Origin of the sequence: Legionella rowbothamii (genome assembly GCF_900639985.1) — a bacterium.
Taxonomy (GTDB): Bacteria; Pseudomonadota; Gammaproteobacteria; order Legionellales; family Legionellaceae; genus Legionella; species Legionella rowbothamii.
The window spans coordinates 43,697-60,812 of record NZ_CAAAIM010000003.1 but is presented as its reverse complement, the minus strand read 5'-3'; the positions used below and the strand labels follow the sequence as shown (position 1 = coordinate 60,812).

Here is a 17,116-nt window from a genome sequence, read left to right as displayed (position 1 = left end):
TTTAAATCTCTTCTATCAAGTTATCTAACAGTGCAGCATTCGCTTTCGCGTCCACTTCACGCATTAAAATCTTTTCAGCGCCAGTAACAGCTAAGGTAGCAACTTGCTTGCGCAGCTCTTCTTTAGCATGATTTACTTGCTGCGTTAGTTGCTCTTGCGCTTGCTTAAATTGCATTTGCGCTTCGTGCTTCGCAGCTTCTTTTGCTTCTTCAATGATTTGAGCAGCACGCTTGTTTGCTTTCTCAATGATGTCAGCTGATTGAACTTTAGCTTGCTTTAACTCATCTTTAACGCGATGCTGCGCTAATTCAAGTTCTTTACGACCACGTTCAGCGGCAGATAGACCATCAGCAATTTTGTCTTGTCTTTCTTCCAAAGCTTTCGCTAATGGAGGCCAAACTAGTTTCATGGTAAATAAAACAAAAGCTGCGAACACCAGCATTTGTACTATTAATGTTAAGTTAATATCCACCGTAATTATCTCCTGCAACAATCAGGGCGCTTAAGCGCCCCAATCATTTGTTATCAAGAACCCAGGTTGTTTAGGAAAGGGTTTGCGAAAGTGAAGAACAATGCGATACCCACTCCAATCATTGTTACCGCGTCAAGAAGACCTGCAACGATGAACATTTTAACTTGTAACATTGGAACCATTTCTGGTTGACGAGCAGAACCTTCTAAGAATTTGCCGCCCAGCAGACCAAATCCTATAGCGGTACCTAACGCACCCAAACCAATCAATAAAGCAACCGCAACAACGGTCATACTTTGAACTTGTGCTATTAGACTAGCAGCTTGCATATTTAATCCCCTTTAAATGGATGATGAAAATAAATCGATTAATGTTCTTCGTGTGCCAAACTAAGGTAAACAATAGTTAACACCATGAAAATAAATGCCTGCAAGGTAATTACCAGGATATGGAATATTGACCAGCCAAGCGCCAATATGAATTGGGCCAAGCCTAGAGTCGCAGTACCGACAGGTGATGACATTGAAGCATTTAAGGTTAGCAAGGCAATTAAAATAAAGATTAATTCGCCGGCGTATAAATTTCCAAATAACCGCAGTGCTAAAGAGATAGGTTTAGCAATCAAACCTACTAATTCAAGCAACAGGTTAAAAGGTATAAATCCAGGATGATTAAAAGGTTGTAACGTTAATTCTTTAATGAACGTTTTGGGCCCTTTAATTTTAATACTGTAAAAAATGATCAGAAGGAATACGGTAATTGACAATGCAAAGGTCAAGTTTAAGTCATTCGTTGGTACAACTTTAAGGTAATGTATACCGCCTGCCTGCGCCATTAAAGGCAATACATCTACAGGGAAAATATCCATGAAATTCATCATGAAAACCCATAAGAAGATAGTCAGCGCCAAAGGACCGATTAATTTATTTTTGCCATGAAAGCAATCTTTAACCTGGTTGTCAGCGAATTGCAGCATTAATTCCGCAAAATTCTGTAATTTCCCAGGAACACCAGTGGTTACCTTGCGGGCACCAAAATACATGAGGCCACATACAATAATTCCCATAGTAATCGAGAAAAATAATGTATCAAGGTTTAATGTCCAGAAACCACCGCCTGGTCCCATTTTCATATCACTAACGTTGTATGTCAGGTACGTTAGATGATGTTTGATATAGTTTGTGCTAGATACCATTTCAGTCACTTTCAGGCCTATTCTGTTTATTAACAATAATCAATGGAGCAAACCAGTGCGTCATTAGAATCATGATGTACGATGCAAAAAAAGCCAGCGGGGTAATCTTAACCCACACAAACACGGCAGTGAAAAGCATAATCGATAAAATTATTTTTATCGCTTCGCCCTTATAAAAACTATTCACTATCTTTTTTGCTGATCGCGCGCCTTGATACTTAAATAACTTTCTTGCGAAATACGCATTAGGGATAAGGCAGACCATGCCACCGAGCAATGCAGAAGTCGCTGCATTCACACCATAGGCTAGCGCACATATGGCCGCTAAGGCCAATGTAATGCCTAACTGCACCAACCATAATCGCACAATTCCGCGTTTACTCAGCTGTTTGTTCACATATTCACCTACGTTTCACCGCGCGGATTATAAAGCAACCAAATTAAATGATCAACGATCCCAGTGGTTTTAATCCATTTTATTGGTAAATTTTCTATCAATTGAGTTGATTGAATTTTCCATACCTTTAAATGCGATGCTACGATTCTTTCATCCATTAATTGGTCGGCATGCCGGGAACGGATAAAAAAAAGTAACCTCGTGTTTGTTATAAAACATATTCGTCATGTAGGAATTCGGAATTGCCTGGAATTGTTTGATTACGGATAAATCGATTTCGCCCTGTAGTTTAATGGTGAAAATCATTTTTTTTGCTTTGCCTGAGGCAATCCACTTCATAATGAGCGTGTAAGCTCTTTCTGGATAACACGCAATATCAGATAAAACCCAATCAAAACATTCGGTGAAGGTTGCAGGCTCAATGGCAAATGCACTTTGCTGCAGGCAAGCTATTCGCGGTAGTTTTGCAATTTTGGGATCTAAAGGTGCTTTATCAACTGCAGTTACCTGCGCGCCTAAGGACTGCATTACATAAGTCCAGCCACCCGGAGATGCGCCTAAATCCAAGGCTGTCTCCCCTGATTTAGGATAATCCTCTAATAAGGTTAAAGCTTCCCACAATTTTAAATAGGCGCGATTGGGTGGATTAATTTTATCTTCAATAAAATAACAATTCCCCTGCGGCCATTTTTTTAAACGTTTCGCACTAAAAACCAAGGTATTTTTGTCTAAAAGGCTAAAAACACCCAGTGGTGGAATAGCCTCGCTCAAGGGAAAATGCTGCGTTAATGGCGAGTACTGACGTAATTGTTCTTCAATTAAACGGGAGCGCCTCACATTCTCAATAGGATGCAAATACCAGTATTTTCCTGATTGTCGGAGAATTTTCACTGCTTCAGAGATCGACTGGAAGCTGACAATTTGTGGTTCTAACCATATATCAAGAGCAAAACAAACGTCGACTTTTTTATAAGGAGAAAAAACCAAGTCCGCAACTACCTGAGAGATTTCGCCTAGTTCATTACAAAGCTCTGTACGAAATTCTGGTTTTACCACATAAATTGCAGCGAGTTTTTTTTCGGTTTCCATGAAGCTAACTTAAAATAGGATTGATACAATTGCCTATAGCATATCATTGTGACTGTATTTAATACAGAGCAGAACACAGTCACTGATTGGTGAGTCGTATGATGTCACGCGCATACTCAATACTTTCTAAGTACGCATTAATTAAATTTTTATTCCCATATGAGGAGTATTCTAGTTGGCTAAAATTACCTTCCTCATAATTAATCGTATCTTTTAGTATTTCCCCAAGCTGCCCTTGTCGGTGGAGTAACGCCTCATTTAGCGCCTCGCTTAACTGGATTTTGCTTAAAATCGATGCCATGGGCTCATTAAGAAAAGCATCTAAAGAAGAAAAGATGCCCATGGTAAATGCTTGGTGTGGGTTGACCTCGTTGGAAGATAATTTCGCTAAACATTCACACATTTTGGCACGGATTAATGTTCGCTCAACCAGATCAGATGTTAAATCATTCTGATTTGCTAGTAAAAAAAGACGCAACCAATTGCGCACCTGATTTAAACCTAAACGTTTCAGTGCATCAATTACTAAATCAATTTTTCGGCCGTTATAAGCTGCCGCAGAATTAGCCAAGCGTAATAAGCGATAACTTAATTTGGGAATTTGTAAAATAAATTCTTCTACGCGCTCTAAAGCTATATCTTCGTTATTTAACTCCGCCAACACTCTTAGAAGGTTTGCCTTGCTCTCGGTAATTTGATGTCCTTTCAAGGGTCGGGGTTTATTGAGAAAAAAACCTTGAAAATAATCAAAGCCTAGGTCAATACAGTCTTTAAACTGGTTATGATTCTCCACTTTTTCTGCTAAAAACTTACCGTTAAAATGCTTTAATTGCCGCAATTGCTGGGCAATTTGTCGTTTGTTAAGGTTGAGTACATCAATTTTAATAATATCAGCCAGGTCGATCAGGATGGAGTTTTTTTCACTCGGAATAAAATCATCCAGAGCAATACAATAACCTTGTTCCCGTAGCGACATTAAACTGTCAATTAATTGCTTATCAACAATTACCGATTCTAAGACTTCAATAACGATGCGTTCTTTGGGTAATAAAGTAGGGACTTTCTGAACAAGATGGTTATGAGTAAAATTAATGTAGGCTAATTTGTCACCAATAATGTTCTCGATATCCATACTAGCAAATAATTGGGTAATGACTAGGGAGGTGGCTTTATCGCCCAATTCACCGCTGTCTAGATTCGCATTAGCAAGTCCAGAATTACGATACAGTAGCTCATAAGCATAAACAGAACCTTCTCGGGTGTAGATTCCTTGTCTTGCCAATAATGTGGGTAGCTGAGAGTTCAATTCATCGCGCATCTTTAAGACTATATGAACTTATTATAGGCTATAGCTCGCGGGTTTATGATCATTTTTTCTCATGTACTCCAACGAAATATAATTTCAGTGCTACAATGTAGGGGTTGAGTTGAGTTGTATGAGCTTTTTTTTTCATATTTTTTACTTAAATTCATGCAGTTAAATGGGAGTAGGCGCACATGAAAAAATATTCTCTGATTTTGTTCTTGTTAATTTGGATGTTTAACTACAAAAGTTTTGCAGATAATAAATTCACACTTGAAAGCTCTGCATTTAAATTAAATTCAATGATTCCAGCAGAATTCACTTGCAGTGGAATCGATCAATCTCCCCCACTCACCTGGCACCATACTCCTGCAAAAACTCAATCATTTGTGTTGATCGTGGAAGATCCAGATGCACCTAGTGGTACCTGGACCCATTGGCTCATATTTAATATTCCACCCAATGTAACTAAGTTAGGTGCTGGGGCCTCAACTCCAGAGGGAGCGACAAATGGAGCAAACAGCTGGGGCGGAAAAGGTTACCGCGGTCCGTGTCCACCGCCAGGAGCCCATCGTTATGTCTTTAAATTGTATGCCATTGATAAAGAACTCGACGTAGGTGAAGGCGCTACCCGCGATGTAATTCTGCAAGCGATAACCAGCCATGTTCTGGGCACTGCTGAATTAGTAGGCCTTTATCAAAAATTCTAGATAGGTATAGCTTGCTTATACAGTACCTGAGAAATATTACGTACGAATTACCACGGCTTGCCCACGGTAATTCGTATGAGTTATTTGTAAGGGTCTTTAGTTGGAACCAAGTTCCACTATTTACATAACTGGCTCGCATGAAAGCGTAAATGCTCATCAATGAAGCTGGCAATAAAATAATAACTATGATCATAACCCTGTTGAAAGCGCAGATTCAGCTTAACGCCTGCTTGCGCACAAGCCGCTTGTAGTAGCTCTGGCTTTAACTGTTCGTGTAAAAAGTTATCTGCCCCCCCCTGATCCACTAGAATATCTTGATATGGCCAACCGCGAGAACGAATCAGCTCACAGGCATCATATTGATTCCACAACTGTTTATCTGTACCCAAATAGCCGGTGAGCGCCTTCTTCCCCCAAGCACACTGGCTTGGAGCACAGATCGGGGCAAAAGCAGAAACTGAGCGATATTGTTTAGGATTTTTTAATGCTAGGGTTAATGCTCCATGGCCACCCATCGAATGCCCAAAAATACCGCAGGCCTGGGTATCTAAAGGCACATACGAGGCTAAAAGAGCGGGCAATTCATCTTGAATGTAGGTAGCCATACGATAATGTTTTGCCCAAGGCATTTGAGTTGCATCCACGTAAAAGCCTGCTCCGAGCCCAAAATCATAACTATCATTATCCCCTGGCAAAGCAACCCCGCGCGGACTGGTATCTGGCACAACCAACGCTAAGCCTAACTCCGCAGCGACTCGTTGTGCTCCTGCCTTGCTAATAAAATTTTGTTCAGTACAGGTTAATCCTGAAAGCCAATAGAGAACAGGAACATTCTTCTGTTGGGCTTGAGGCGGTAAAAAAAGGCCAAAACGCATGGCGCACTGAGTTGCTAACGATTGATGCTCGTATACACGCTGTACTCCACCAAAACAGGAGTGTTCTTCAATAAGCTCCATAGCTTTGCTCCTAATTCGTTAAAAGGTCACTACCGAACGAATTGATTCACCCTTATGCATTAAAGCAAAGGCTTCATTAATTTGTTCAATGGGCATCACATGGGTAATTAAATCATCAATATTAATTTTTCCATCCATGTACCAATCAACAATCTTAGGTACATCGGTACGCCCGCGGGCACCACCGAAGGCAGAGCCTTTCCATACTCGTCCGGTTACTAATTGAAAAGGTCGGGTAGAAATTTCCTGTCCTGCTCCGGCCACTCCAATAATCGTCGATACTCCCCAGCCCTTATGACAACACTCTAAGGCCTGACGCATTAAAGTTACATTACCCACGCATTCAAAGCTGTAATCCGCCCCCCCTTTAGTCAACTCCACCAAATGCGCCACTAAATCACCCCCGACCTCTTTAGGATTAACAAAATCGGTCATTCCCATTTTTTGCGCTAAGGCTTGGCGTGCAGGGTTGATATCGACCCCAATAATTTGCTCTGCACCAACCATACGCGCACCTTGAATCACATTAAGGCCAATGCCCCCTAGGCCAAATACCACTACTTTAGCCCCGGGGGTAACTTTTGCAGTATAAATTACGGCACCAATACCGGTAGTAACGCCACAACCGATGTAGCACACTTTTTCAAATGGCGCATCTTGGCGAATTTTGGCAAGCGCGATTTCAGGCAATACGGTGTAGTTTGCAAAGGTCGAGGTTCCCATGTAATGAAATACAGGCTTACCATTTAAACGAAAACGGCTACTCCCATCAGGCATTAGCCCCTGCCCTTGGGTAGAACGAATGGCTTGGCAAAGATTGGTTTTTTGTGAAAGACAGTATTCGCATTGACGGCATTCAGGCGTATATAAAGGAATAACGTGATCACCAGGTTTTAGCGAAGTAACTCCAGGCCCCACTTCCACAACAACGCCCGCCCCTTCGTGACCCAAAATCGCCGGAAAAATTCCTTCCGGATCATCGCCCGAAAGCGTAAATGCATCAGTATGGCAAACACCCGTTGCTTTAATTTCTATCAAGACCTCACCCAGTCTAGGTCCTTCTAATTCCACCATTTCAATAGCTAATGGTTTTCCTGCTGCATACGCTACCGCTGCTTTTACCTGCATGAGCATCTCTCCATAAAGTTAGGGCATTCCTGTGGGCTTATTGTATTGAAAAAAATAATAAAATTCACGAACTATGCATCCGTAGAAAGGTTTTATTTTAAATAAATTAGCTCAGATGGACTTAATAAAAATGATTGAATTTTGCACTTGAATCACTCTGGACGATTAATTTCAAGATAACGGAAAATGAATCAATATCACTTTCTCTCCAGAGTTAAACACCATATTAGCACTACATCAAACCCAACCGAGAATTAATCAAACCCGCTTTTTTTCCTCTGAATACACGGCAGCTGATATGAGAAAATAATCACGTAGAGAATTCGGTTTAAGGAATAGTCAGGGACTCGAAGAAAGCCGTAGGTTGGGGCCACCGCCCAACATTGAACTCTTGGTTTGGTTCAATGACTTGTTGGGCCATGGGCCCAACCTACACGTCACTATAGAGCACCACCTCACATAAGGGATTACCTTTTTTCATTTTCCAATACGTCCACCGCTGTAAATCGCTAAGCCAATAAACCTTTATTCTAAAAAAAATCATGTGCTTATTTTTTGGTCTATAATCACTAAATAAATACTATTTAGCCACATTATGGACGCTAGGGTTATGAAAGAAGATAAATCAACCGACGCAATCAATAAACAATTAGGAAGCTCTTTTGAGGCAAACGACCCCATTTTATCCTCGATGTCTCGAAATGCTCGCCTTAGCAAAGGCGCCATGAATTATTCAGATACCATGGAGCAAGGCGCCCAAATTAATAATGAGCTTGTCATTCTTCAACAATTTAACCTAGTGGCATACCTTATAGTAATGAAAGAATTCCAGGAAATTAATCGTATTTTTAATAATGATGACCATTTATCTAATCGATTAAGTATTCTTCTTGAAATGGAACGAGAACTTGAAGCCAAGCAACAACAAACTCAATATTTATATGCAGAACAAGAACGTCAACGGTTATCAAAAAACCAAGAGCAAGTAAATCAGCGCTCACATGATCAGGATGCCAAACACAGACAGCTCATGAATGATTTAGAGATGCTGCACCAGCTTCAGCAAGAATTACAGCATTTACGCGAAACTTATTATACCCGACAAAACGTACTGTATGATGAACTTGCTACTCTTCGCGAAGAGCAAATGGATGAAATGTTAAAAATTGCTCGTCAGTCTGATGATATTTCACCCAAGCAGCTTACAGATTTAGAACAAATACATAAGGAAGATCAGGACCTTAAAAAAAGCATTGATAAAATGCCCACCACCGACCGCATGGGTAAATACGATTGGCGGCTTGCTCAGCGGAAAATGGAGGCCCAGGAAGAGCATCATGAGAACATCTCAAGAAAATTAAAGGCTTGGGCACATGAAAACCGTCATATTAAGGGCATTTCACCTTGTTTCGGCCAATATCAGGATAAGATAGAAGAAAAAGAAAAAATTATCGCAAACGAGAAGCGCGAGTTTAAAACTCAAGAAAGGAGCTTACAAGAGAAAATTGAAACCAAACAAAATGCAATTCAAGGAGTAAAACAAATTTCTGAATGCATTAAACTTATTGAGCAAATAGATAAATCTAAATTAAATCATCAAGAAAGAGCTACTATTGAAGCAGCATCGAACCAATTAGAAAAATATAAAGATGATTTAGCGTCAGCTCATTCGTTAAAAGCTCAACAACGTATATTAGCCTCCTGTGTCAGCAACCTTAAAGAAATCGATGAAATTATTAAGCCAAGCACTTCAGGGTCAGAACCTTATAAAGCATTCAAAAGCTCTATGAGTAATTTAGAAAAAAGAGTATTGACTCATACAGATAAAACGTTTGACCAGACAATGGATAAAATCCAAGTAGGCAAGCAAGCCCCTGGTGTAAACGATATTTCGGCACCAAACATTAAAAATCACTCAGAGCCATCTAGCCCTCATGGTTTTACGCAGTTTAAATCAACATATAAAGAATTAGTTTCGGAAAATTCAGTAAACAACGACCAATTAAACCAACTAAAGCAAATCATCAATGACGAGTTTCTATCCATAGTCGAAGACGCAGGAATTGAAGATGAGGATGCGGAAATGATACAAGCATTACAGAATAACCTATCAAAAGTACTTTCATGTGATGATATTTCAAAGCTTGATTCTGAACTACTTCAAGAAATAATCAATCCTGCTGAGAGTTTAGGTGATAAATACACCCTAATAGAAGATAGCTTAAAAAGAATTAGCGACTTATGCACTAACATAGAACAAAATCATCAATCACAAATGAGTGATGAAATTACCCATACAAATCACTACCGGATATAATTTTTATGATTAATTCGCACTGATTTTAGTGTTTTTTATGCTCAAATTTTGATAGGATAGCTCGTTTTAAAATTTTTATGGAGAAAACAATGTCTAAAATCGCCGAATTTTGGGATGCCTTCGCAACCAAAGAGAACGATAAACTTGTTAAATTAATTAAAGAAAATCCAGAACTTGCTAATGAAATACAACCCACAAATAAAAATTCGTTTCTCTTCCGCTCACTCATCAGCAAAAGACCTCAGGAATTGCTCGAATGCATTGTTACCTCAACCGCGCTTAATTTCGATTATGAACAAGGAGTCGATAAAACTACGACTCGTAAAGTGTTAATAGAATCAGCACAAACCAATTTAATTGGGCTAGTTTTGGATAACCCTAATTTCTTATTTTCTAAAAATGAACTAGCTTACTCCTTGGCGATTCAAGCACACAAAAAATTCTCAGACTCTTATGAAGAAAGGTCAAAAAAAGATCCAAATACTCCCACGGCCTTAGATCACAAAGAAAAAAGAGACAATTTAGCGACCATCATCCCCATACTTCGTAAAGCAACAATTGAATATGCGACTCAAAAAAAAGATGATGTGTTATTGGAACGTCTGGCTGATCTAGAAAAAAGTCCTTCACAACCCGTAGGACTCAATCCAAACAATCTATTCGCAAAAAACAAAAAACCAAAACTAACAATAGAAGAGATCGCGGAAAAAGAGCTTGCAGATTTGCAAAAACAATTAGATAAATTACGTGCTGATCATACAAAAAAACAAAGCCAGCATTATGATGAAATAAATAAAGAGCGGGAAGCATTGTACCAAGAGGTCCAAACTATAACGAGTAAGAGACACTAAGGTAAAGGTACTATCGCGATAAATCTTCTCATTTTTTAAACAAAATCCCAAAGTGCCGTGGCTTGTCCGCGGCATCTTACACCTCTCCCCTCCATCTCGAAAAACAAACTATACTTCCTTAAATAGCATAAAATTCCATGGAGGTGCCTATGAAAACTGCTTTGATTACTGGAGCTAATAGAGGTATTGGTTTGGAGTTTGTTCGTCAATTAAAGAAGAAAGGATATTATATTATTGGTTGTTGTCGTAATCCGGCCGAGGCGCAGGAGCTCAATGCATTGGCTGATAAAGTGATTCGATTAGAGGTTACTAGTGATAATGATATTGCCGCGTTGCAGCAAACACTAAATCATCGGCCAATTGATTTATTGATCCATAATGCCGGGATTACTGGCGCGCAAGGGGTGACCGTTGGTAATGTGGACCGAGACAATTTTCTTGAAGTGCTTAATGTTAATTGTGTGAGTGTGGTTAAATTAAGTGATGCCTTATTGCCTAATATCCAAGCCAGCCAGGAAAAAAATATTTTAGTCATTAGCTCACAAATGGGGAGTATTTCCGATAATGACAGTGGCCGCTCTTATGCCTACCGTACCAGTAAAGCTGCAGTTAATTGCGCTATGCGTAGCTTTGCGATAGATGTGAAGGATATGGGAGTTCATGTCATGTTGATTCATCCAGGGTGGGTGAAAACCGATTTAGGTGGGGAGAATGCCTTAATGGATACGCATACTAGTGTTGCGGGGATGTTGAAGCAGGTAGAACAACATATCGCTCACAGTCATGCAGAAAAACTTTATCGTTTTGATGGAGGGATAACTGCTTGGTAATCTATTTAAGGTAGCCTGGTTGCTCACAGCCAGGCTACGTTTATGATTATTAGAGTATGTTATTTTGGTTGCTTAGCCGGCACTTTTTCAGGAACAAAATCAATATTTTTTACAAAACATTTTGTTTCACCGCTCCAAGGTAAGGTGTAGGCATCGCAATGGTAGGTTACAATAACATGCTTATTATTTTCCATTGCATAATCAGCTTTTTTCACTAAATCCGATTTAAATTGCCCTAGGGTAAAATAAAATGCACGCCCACTCACGCCGCTGGCATTTTCAAGTCCACCTAAAACCATTTCTCCTTCATAGGTGCCCCAAAACTTACCTTCCTTTGCTACTTTAACAATAATTCCTGATTTCTGTCCTTTTTGCACGCTCCAACAACCGGTTAAACACGCACTTAAGAACAGTAAAAAAGCCATCGATATTATTTTTTTCATTTTATTCATTCCTTGCTATAAATCGGTTGTAATAATATATCCTTGTATGATCTAGCTAGCAAATAAACTTAAATACTCTAATGTTGCAACCCAAACTGATTCTCCTCTCCTAAGTCAGGCGCTGTAGGTTTAGATTGTGCTTTATCCATGCTCAATTTAAGTTTTACTAAAGCCCCTTTTGCCTTAACTAATTCGGCCTCATACACTAGCATTCGTGCAGTACTTGCTGGATCGACCCCACTGGAGGCGCTTGCGCTGCTTCCCGATGACTCCAACTTCATAAGTCGCTCATAAATTACCACCTTCCCTTCCAATGCGGTCAGGGATTCCATGCTTTTATAAACAGCTAAGGCCTGAGTTAGACAAGTTTTTGCTAAATCAATATTTACAGCATCACTAGAAGCTCTTAATAAATCACTGACCAAGTCGTCACACTTAGCATTGGCTTCTTCTACCTTTCCTGCCTTTTGCAATTTGGCAATATCTGCTTTGTATTTGCTTCTCATGCATTGAACAAATACATTCTGAACTTTAGGTATCATATCAACAACATTATGCGTTTTGCTCAATGCCAGTGCCTCAGCGGCCCAGGCAACCCCTTTGTCGAACTCACCAAGCTGGTAACTTATTCTAGCTAAATTCGATGAGATTCGGACCTCTTGGGCTCTTTTTTCCGCCCCCTCTGGTTGTCGTTTATTAGCATCTAAAGCCGCAAGGTAGAGTTTTTCTGCCTCGTTTAAAGTACGCGTGAATAAAATTTCTTCATTTTTTTTCCGCCCAGGCTGTAATGCATAGGCTAACTTCTCATCAGCGGTGTGTTTTATTATCCCAGCTAAATCCTTAAGCCCTGAGATAATGGTAACTTTCGCTGCTTCATTAGCGGTTGTCTCCGCTTTATCATATGCCAGACAATATTTATTACAAGCAACGAGTACATCGGTATTCTTCAAGGCCATTTTCTTAGGTTCATACTCTCGTGCAACTGCTTTTTCGTGAGGTTCAGTAATGCGACGTACATATAAGTCATAGCCTTCTTTTTCAACGATTAAAGTTCCCTTGCTAGGGCTAAAGTGAGTCATCGCCATTAAGTCATTCGCACATTCAATACCATTACGCACGCCAGTCCCTAATCGATATTCAGGACTCATATGGGCATCACCACATAAAACTATAGGGAAGGGGTACGCAGTAGTATTGACAGGATTACGGACAATTTTGGGATCCACATCAAAAGACAGAAAACGCCCACGACCTTCTTCCGCAACAAAGGCAATATTTTCTCCTGTCTTTAATTTTAATAAAGCACCTAAGTAAGCTTCTTGAGCAGTTCGGGATGCGCCATGTAATCCATCTGGTATTTCAAAATAAAAACAAAACCGCTTCCTACCACCTCCAAGCTCCCAAGAAGCGGGGGTCACTTGCGGTAAGGCATGATGTTCCCAACCATGGATTTTACGTAGCTCCTCCATATTTATCGCAAAGGATAATGGATCGAGTTCTTGAGCCAGCAGTAACTTACATTTAGCGGCATTCTCCGCATCCATCTTCACGTATGCCACAAAATGTTTTTTTATTGGATTATCAGAAATTGGATCTATCGTGAAAGTCCCTGGTTTTTCTGCATTCACTTGTGTTGCTACGACTCTTCGTTCCCCGCTGCAATCAAGAAGCAAATCACAATATAGGCTTTTAGTGACAGCACGCCCCTCAGCCCCTTTTGAAGTAACCACTACATTATGCCCTTCGGCGCGAGTAAAGCTCGCTTGTTCCAACTTAACACCAAGATCTTTAGCATCTACTAGCAAAGCACCTTGCAACTCTTTAATAAAAACGGAATTAGGCGGGTAACCTCCCGACTCCGGGACTATAATAGGTTTAATTCCTACAGCACTCAAAGATTTATTAATGGTCTCCACGGCCATTTGGGCAATAATCCCAGGCCGATCATAGGAATCTAGATAGGGATCAATCACAACCACATTGACTTCAGGCCCATATTCCTTTTTTAGCCGGATTGCCGCATACAATCCGACTGGCCCTGCACCTGCTATAACGATATTTTTCATAAGGCGCTTCCATTAATTAAATGCCCACAAAAAACTTAGCTAATATTCTTTAATTATAGTTGATTCAGGATAGAGCGTTTGAAGGTGCCACGTCAGGAAAATAATCGTCAATTAAGATAAATTCTCCCGTTTTATTCACGATTACCTCAGTGCCATATTTAATGTTATGAAAATAGTTATGTAGCAAATCAGCCGTTTGTGATACCAAACGATGAGATGACATCACTGATAAGTGGCCGTGCCTGTCTAAAGCGCTTAGTGAATCTGGATAAGTGGCGACATACTCTTCAATATACCCAGAAGCTCCCGGTACAATGGCATCTTCTGTGGCAATAAAAAAATGATAGTGACTGGATGAGTTTTTTATTATTTGCTCTTTAAGGTGCAAAAGAAACTCACTATTAATTTCCATTTCTCTTACTGAATCGGAAAACCAAGATAATGGTTTCATTGCAAGATAAGAACCATTAAAGGGAGTGCCCACAGTAATAACCCAGGGAACCTTAACCCCTGCATCTCCTGCCAAAAACTCGGCAAAATAAGAAGCAACCAATCCTCCTCGAGAATGGGCCATCAGAATGACTCGTTGATGTTGGTTGGTTTTTATTTTGTCTCTTAGTTGTTCAGCAAAAAACTCGATACTTCGTCCCTGATATCGTTGATCAAATGCAATTAAATTCAAGGACGAAATCTCTTCCGAAAGTCCAACTTGCAGTAGACGTTCGGCTACTCGTTCAAAGGCCGAAGAGTGATCCGCTGTACCATGAATAAAATAAATAGCTGTATCTAGTTCTAGATTTGGCTCTTTTTTTTGATAGGAAGGATTTTGATAAAATTTATCACCGGAGGAAGATGTTAACCAATAATAGCTGTGCGCAAAAACTCCGGTGAGTGCAACTGGCTGTTTTGTCTTTGCTGTATCAATAACACTCTTTAGCATAGTAAACTCCCTTTTAAATTTAATAATATTCCTTATGGTTCATTCACTAAATAAAAATCCATTAAAGCAAACGTAGCCCGTATTACGCGGGTTAATACGGGCTACGAAGTTCGGGTGCATCGTAACATCCCTGATCTACTCTAACTCATAATTGACACCTTCGTCTCTGTTCTGGACTTAGGTACCAGGCTATAAAGTTCCCCTAATTGTTAGAATTGCTACTGCTCGCAACAGAATTAGCTGGTGATACATCTTTTTCCATTGAAGGAGCAATAATGAGTAAAAAGGTTTTGTAAAAACGAGCTAGGGATGGGCTTACCTTTGCAGAAAACAAGCTCATATAAGGTTCAAGAGTCGCATATTCAGCCTTGCCTAACAGCACCCTCTCCAAAGCACGTGCAGCCTCGGCCTTTTTAGGATCAACTTTCTTTACCCAAAGACTCTTACCCGTTTCCTTTCCATATCGTAGGCATTCAAACAGACAGGCCAACATGGTATTGCCACTCTTTTTAGCATAATACTCCGGTAATTTGCCCTCATTATTACGTACGTTAGTATTGGCATTGGCGTTTAACAAAGACAATACCCCGCCTACATTTCCTGCACCAACGGCAAGATGTAAGGCCGTATCGCCATGGATATCAGGAATATTTACGCTAATAACACGAGACACTAATTGAGCAAGGCAGCTTGGATCTTTGCTAGTTGCCGCAAGATGCAAGCAATGAACTGGCACATGTTGTGTTGGAGGCAAAATAGATAATAGCCCCTGCACTACTTCATAGCGCTCTTCTTTTAATGCTAATGCTAATGGTATATCTCCGTTATCAGCTCTTGCGGTTAGCTCAGCAATGATTTGCGCTTTGAAGAGCTGGATTACATTCATATTGCCGTATCTAATTACCATATGGCTAAGATGCAAACCTTCACGTGTTGGTTTTATGTGACTCAGATCGCCTATGTTCTGCAAAAGATATTCAATGAGCTCAGCATTATTACTCGCGATTGCACAATGCAGTGCCGTCCAGCCTTTATCATTAGCTAATAAACAATTTGAAAGTCTAGACAAAACCAGAAGTTTTACTAAGTCTAAATTACCTCTAAGGCATGCTATGTGTAAGAGAGTTGTACCATCCTCATCTGGCGTATCAATATCAAAATAAGGATCGCTGGCAAGCAATTTCTTTACGATTGGCAAACTTAAACACTGGACGGCAATATGAAACCGAGTTGTTTTTCTTTCTCGCAGATCAAGATCGATGCTTGTATATAAAAACTTTTTTAAATTAAGAGGATTGGCTTGAAAAGCCACTAATAAGGATACTGCCCTCCAGTTACCTAGTTGCGCCGCTACTTGCAAAGGGGTTAAACCCGCCCTATTTTTTTGTTCTAAGCACGCTACTAAACTCGGGTCCTCTTGAGTTCTAGCTAATAAATATTCTAACCACCTTGGATTTAAGCTTCGTGCGGCAAAATGCAAGCTATTTTCACCTCTAGTATTCAAAAGAGGAATCATTTTCATGATATCGACAGAATAAATTATTTTTAAAAACTGTTGTGGTGATTGGGCACATCGAATGGCTAATTGTAAAATATTCGTTTGGTATCTTGGATCAAAAACCCCATTCCGAAATTCCCCCAAACCAGCATTAAGATACATAAATCTTAAGGCTTCATTATAGAATATATCCAATAATTCTTGGTTTCCCGTGATTTGTGCCCAATCAACAGCAGATAAATGATTTCGATCTAAATTATTTAATAACCAAAGTACATTAAGGCTAGTCAATTTAGCGGTAATTTCCTTGAGTCTGGGCATATTCCCTGTCTTAATCCATAAGAAAAGTAGATCAAGCTCAGGCAATATTGCGAGAACATTTTTGCGTAAATCAGAGTATTGTTTGTGCTCTGCTCCCGAAGCATTCTGTTCTATTTTCGCAAAATTACGATAAAGAGGCCCCAGGTCATAGTGTTGTAATTCTAACAAAGAGGGCATAATCGACGCTGGTAGCAATGAGTTAGGGCTTTCCTTTGTTAAGATGATATCAATTTCGCTAATTTTCTTTTGAGCGAAAGTTAGATCTTCTGGTTGCTGGGTAGCATGAACTGCTTGGGTCGTTGCGGGGAAGTGTCTGTTAATCCATACTAAGATAGCATCTTTTTGTCCCAGAGTAGCGAATTGTTTACAGACCTGTCTAAAATCAGCTAAATGTACAGCGGAAAGCTTTTGAGTAATTCGTGCAAATAGCTCATTAGGTAAATTAAGCAATGGAGAATTAGTCTGTGGCGGCGAGGTATTATGGCGAGGCATTCATAGGTCCTTAAAAATACAAAGGACAAATTTTACACAAAAACAATTGAGCTGTACATTTCTATTCCATAACTCCTTATAAAACAGTACCTCATGTCGGACTCTCTG

The 17,116-nt window shown here is 39.9% G+C and carries 16 protein-coding genes; 4 read left to right on the top strand and 12 right to left on the bottom strand.

What is annotated here, in order from left to right:
- Position 1 precedes the first annotated feature (1 nt).
- The 6 genes from E1P08_RS07055 to E1P08_RS07030 all read right to left on the bottom strand — a co-directional run bounded on the left by E1P08_RS07055 (position 2) and on the right by E1P08_RS07030 (position 4,471).
- The gene (locus E1P08_RS07055; protein WP_133136328.1) at positions 2–472 is read right to left on the bottom strand and encodes a F0F1 ATP synthase subunit B; all 471 of its coding nucleotides are present in this window, start codon (positions 470–472) and stop codon (positions 2–4) included.
- Between the two features lie 53 nt (positions 473–525).
- Positions 526–801, bottom strand: coding sequence for a F0F1 ATP synthase subunit C (atpE, locus tag E1P08_RS07050; RefSeq protein WP_058534289.1), 276 nt, complete (start codon positions 799–801; stop codon positions 526–528).
- Between the two features lie 38 nt (positions 802–839).
- Positions 840–1,667 (bottom strand): F0F1 ATP synthase subunit A, encoded by an 828-nt coding sequence (atpB, locus tag E1P08_RS07045; RefSeq protein ID WP_133136327.1) that lies wholly within the window; start codon positions 1,665–1,667, stop codon positions 840–842.
- 1 nt (position 1,668) lies between these two features.
- Entirely contained in the window at positions 1,669–2,064 is a 396-nt protein-coding gene (locus tag E1P08_RS07040; RefSeq protein WP_133136326.1) for a F0F1 ATP synthase subunit I, read from the bottom strand.
- A gap of 150 nt (positions 2,065–2,214) precedes the next feature.
- Positions 2,215–3,153 (bottom strand): SAM-dependent methyltransferase, encoded by a 939-nt coding sequence (locus E1P08_RS07035; RefSeq protein WP_133136325.1) that lies wholly within the window; start codon positions 3,151–3,153, stop codon positions 2,215–2,217.
- A gap of 79 nt (positions 3,154–3,232) precedes the next feature.
- Positions 3,233–4,471, bottom strand: a complete 1,239-nt coding sequence (locus E1P08_RS07030) for an EAL and HDOD domain-containing protein (RefSeq protein ID WP_133136324.1) — start codon at positions 4,469–4,471, stop codon at positions 3,233–3,235.
- A gap of 179 nt (positions 4,472–4,650) precedes the next feature.
- Here E1P08_RS07030 and E1P08_RS07025 point away from each other — a divergent pair, with 179 nt between their 5' ends.
- Positions 4,651–5,166, top strand: a complete 516-nt coding sequence (locus tag E1P08_RS07025) for a YbhB/YbcL family Raf kinase inhibitor-like protein (protein ID WP_133136323.1) — start codon at positions 4,651–4,653, stop codon at positions 5,164–5,166.
- Between the two features lie 116 nt (positions 5,167–5,282).
- On the opposite strand, the gene fghA is transcribed toward E1P08_RS07025, so the two are convergent.
- Both fghA and E1P08_RS07015 read right to left on the bottom strand, forming a co-directional pair.
- Positions 5,283–6,122 (bottom strand): S-formylglutathione hydrolase, encoded by an 840-nt coding sequence (fghA, locus tag E1P08_RS07020; RefSeq protein WP_133136322.1) that lies wholly within the window; start codon positions 6,120–6,122, stop codon positions 5,283–5,285.
- Positions 6,123–6,140: 18 nt separating this feature from the next.
- A complete protein-coding gene (locus tag E1P08_RS07015) occupies positions 6,141–7,250 on the bottom strand; it encodes an S-(hydroxymethyl)glutathione dehydrogenase/class III alcohol dehydrogenase (RefSeq protein ID WP_133136321.1) in 1,110 nt (369 codons plus the stop codon).
- Between the two features lie 610 nt (positions 7,251–7,860).
- On the opposite strand from E1P08_RS07015, the gene E1P08_RS07010 reads away from it, so the two are divergent.
- The 3 genes from E1P08_RS07010 (at position 7,861) to E1P08_RS07000 (ending at position 11,248) form a co-directional block, all read left to right on the top strand.
- Positions 7,861–9,567 carry a hypothetical protein gene (locus tag E1P08_RS07010; protein WP_133136320.1) on the top strand — a complete coding sequence of 569 codons (1,707 nt, stop codon included), beginning with the start codon at positions 7,861–7,863 and terminating at the stop codon, positions 9,565–9,567.
- An 89-nt stretch (positions 9,568–9,656) separates the two neighbouring features.
- A complete protein-coding gene (locus E1P08_RS07005; protein WP_133136319.1) occupies positions 9,657–10,418 on the top strand; it encodes a hypothetical protein in 762 nt (253 codons plus the stop codon).
- A gap of 149 nt (positions 10,419–10,567) precedes the next feature.
- Complete coding sequence (locus tag E1P08_RS07000) at positions 10,568–11,248, top strand: SDR family oxidoreductase (protein ID WP_165485117.1); 681 nt, start codon at positions 10,568–10,570, stop codon at positions 11,246–11,248.
- A gap of 59 nt (positions 11,249–11,307) precedes the next feature.
- On the opposite strand, the gene E1P08_RS06995 is transcribed toward E1P08_RS07000, so the two are convergent.
- The 4 genes from E1P08_RS06995 to E1P08_RS06980 all read right to left on the bottom strand — a co-directional run bounded on the left by E1P08_RS06995 (position 11,308) and on the right by E1P08_RS06980 (position 17,008).
- Positions 11,308–11,691, bottom strand: a complete 384-nt coding sequence (locus E1P08_RS06995; protein WP_133136317.1) for a hypothetical protein — start codon at positions 11,689–11,691, stop codon at positions 11,308–11,310.
- Between the two features lie 77 nt (positions 11,692–11,768).
- Positions 11,769–13,757, bottom strand: coding sequence for a hypothetical protein (locus tag E1P08_RS06990; protein WP_133136316.1), 1,989 nt, complete (start codon positions 13,755–13,757; stop codon positions 11,769–11,771).
- A gap of 64 nt (positions 13,758–13,821) precedes the next feature.
- Complete coding sequence (locus tag E1P08_RS06985; protein WP_133136315.1) at positions 13,822–14,697, bottom strand: lipase family alpha/beta hydrolase; 876 nt, start codon at positions 14,695–14,697, stop codon at positions 13,822–13,824.
- 202 nt (positions 14,698–14,899) lie between these two features.
- On the bottom strand, positions 14,900–17,008 hold the full coding sequence (locus E1P08_RS06980; protein WP_133136314.1) for an ankyrin repeat domain-containing protein: 2,109 nt from the start codon (positions 17,006–17,008) through the stop codon (positions 14,900–14,902).
- Positions 17,009–17,116 lie beyond the last annotated feature (108 nt).

What these genes read in the sequence shown, in the direction of transcription:
- E1P08_RS06990 (WP_133136316.1), bottom strand. Translation starts at nt 13,757, where the DNA reads ATGAAAAATATCGTTATAGCAGGTGCAGGGCCAGTCGGATTGTATGCG.
- E1P08_RS07005 (WP_133136319.1), top strand. Translation starts at nt 9,657, where the DNA reads ATGTCTAAAATCGCCGAATTTTGGGATGCCTTCGCAACCAAAGAGAAC.
- E1P08_RS07035 (WP_133136325.1), bottom strand. Translation starts at nt 3,153, where the DNA reads ATGGAAACCGAAAAAAAACTCGCTGCAATTTATGTGGTAAAACCAGAA.
- fghA (WP_133136322.1), bottom strand. Translation starts at nt 6,122, where the DNA reads ATGGAGCTTATTGAAGAACACTCCTGTTTTGGTGGAGTACAGCGTGTA.
- atpB (WP_133136327.1), bottom strand. Translation starts at nt 1,667, where the DNA reads ATGGTATCTAGCACAAACTATATCAAACATCATCTAACGTACCTGACA.
- E1P08_RS06995 (WP_133136317.1), bottom strand. Translation starts at nt 11,691, where the DNA reads ATGAAAAAAATAATATCGATGGCTTTTTTACTGTTCTTAAGTGCGTGT.
- E1P08_RS07000 (WP_165485117.1), top strand. Translation starts at nt 10,568, where the DNA reads ATGAAAACTGCTTTGATTACTGGAGCTAATAGAGGTATTGGTTTGGAG.
- E1P08_RS07030 (WP_133136324.1), bottom strand. Translation starts at nt 4,471, where the DNA reads ATGCGCGATGAATTGAACTCTCAGCTACCCACATTATTGGCAAGACAA.
- E1P08_RS07010 (WP_133136320.1), top strand. Translation starts at nt 7,861, where the DNA reads ATGAAAGAAGATAAATCAACCGACGCAATCAATAAACAATTAGGAAGC.
- E1P08_RS06980 (WP_133136314.1), bottom strand. Translation starts at nt 17,008, where the DNA reads ATGCCTCGCCATAATACCTCGCCGCCACAGACTAATTCTCCATTGCTT.
- atpE (WP_058534289.1), bottom strand. Translation starts at nt 801, where the DNA reads ATGCAAGCTGCTAGTCTAATAGCACAAGTTCAAAGTATGACCGTTGTT.
- E1P08_RS06985 (WP_133136315.1), bottom strand. Translation starts at nt 14,697, where the DNA reads ATGCTAAAGAGTGTTATTGATACAGCAAAGACAAAACAGCCAGTTGCA.
- E1P08_RS07015 (WP_133136321.1), bottom strand. Translation starts at nt 7,250, where the DNA reads ATGCAGGTAAAAGCAGCGGTAGCGTATGCAGCAGGAAAACCATTAGCT.
- E1P08_RS07025 (WP_133136323.1), top strand. Translation starts at nt 4,651, where the DNA reads ATGAAAAAATATTCTCTGATTTTGTTCTTGTTAATTTGGATGTTTAAC.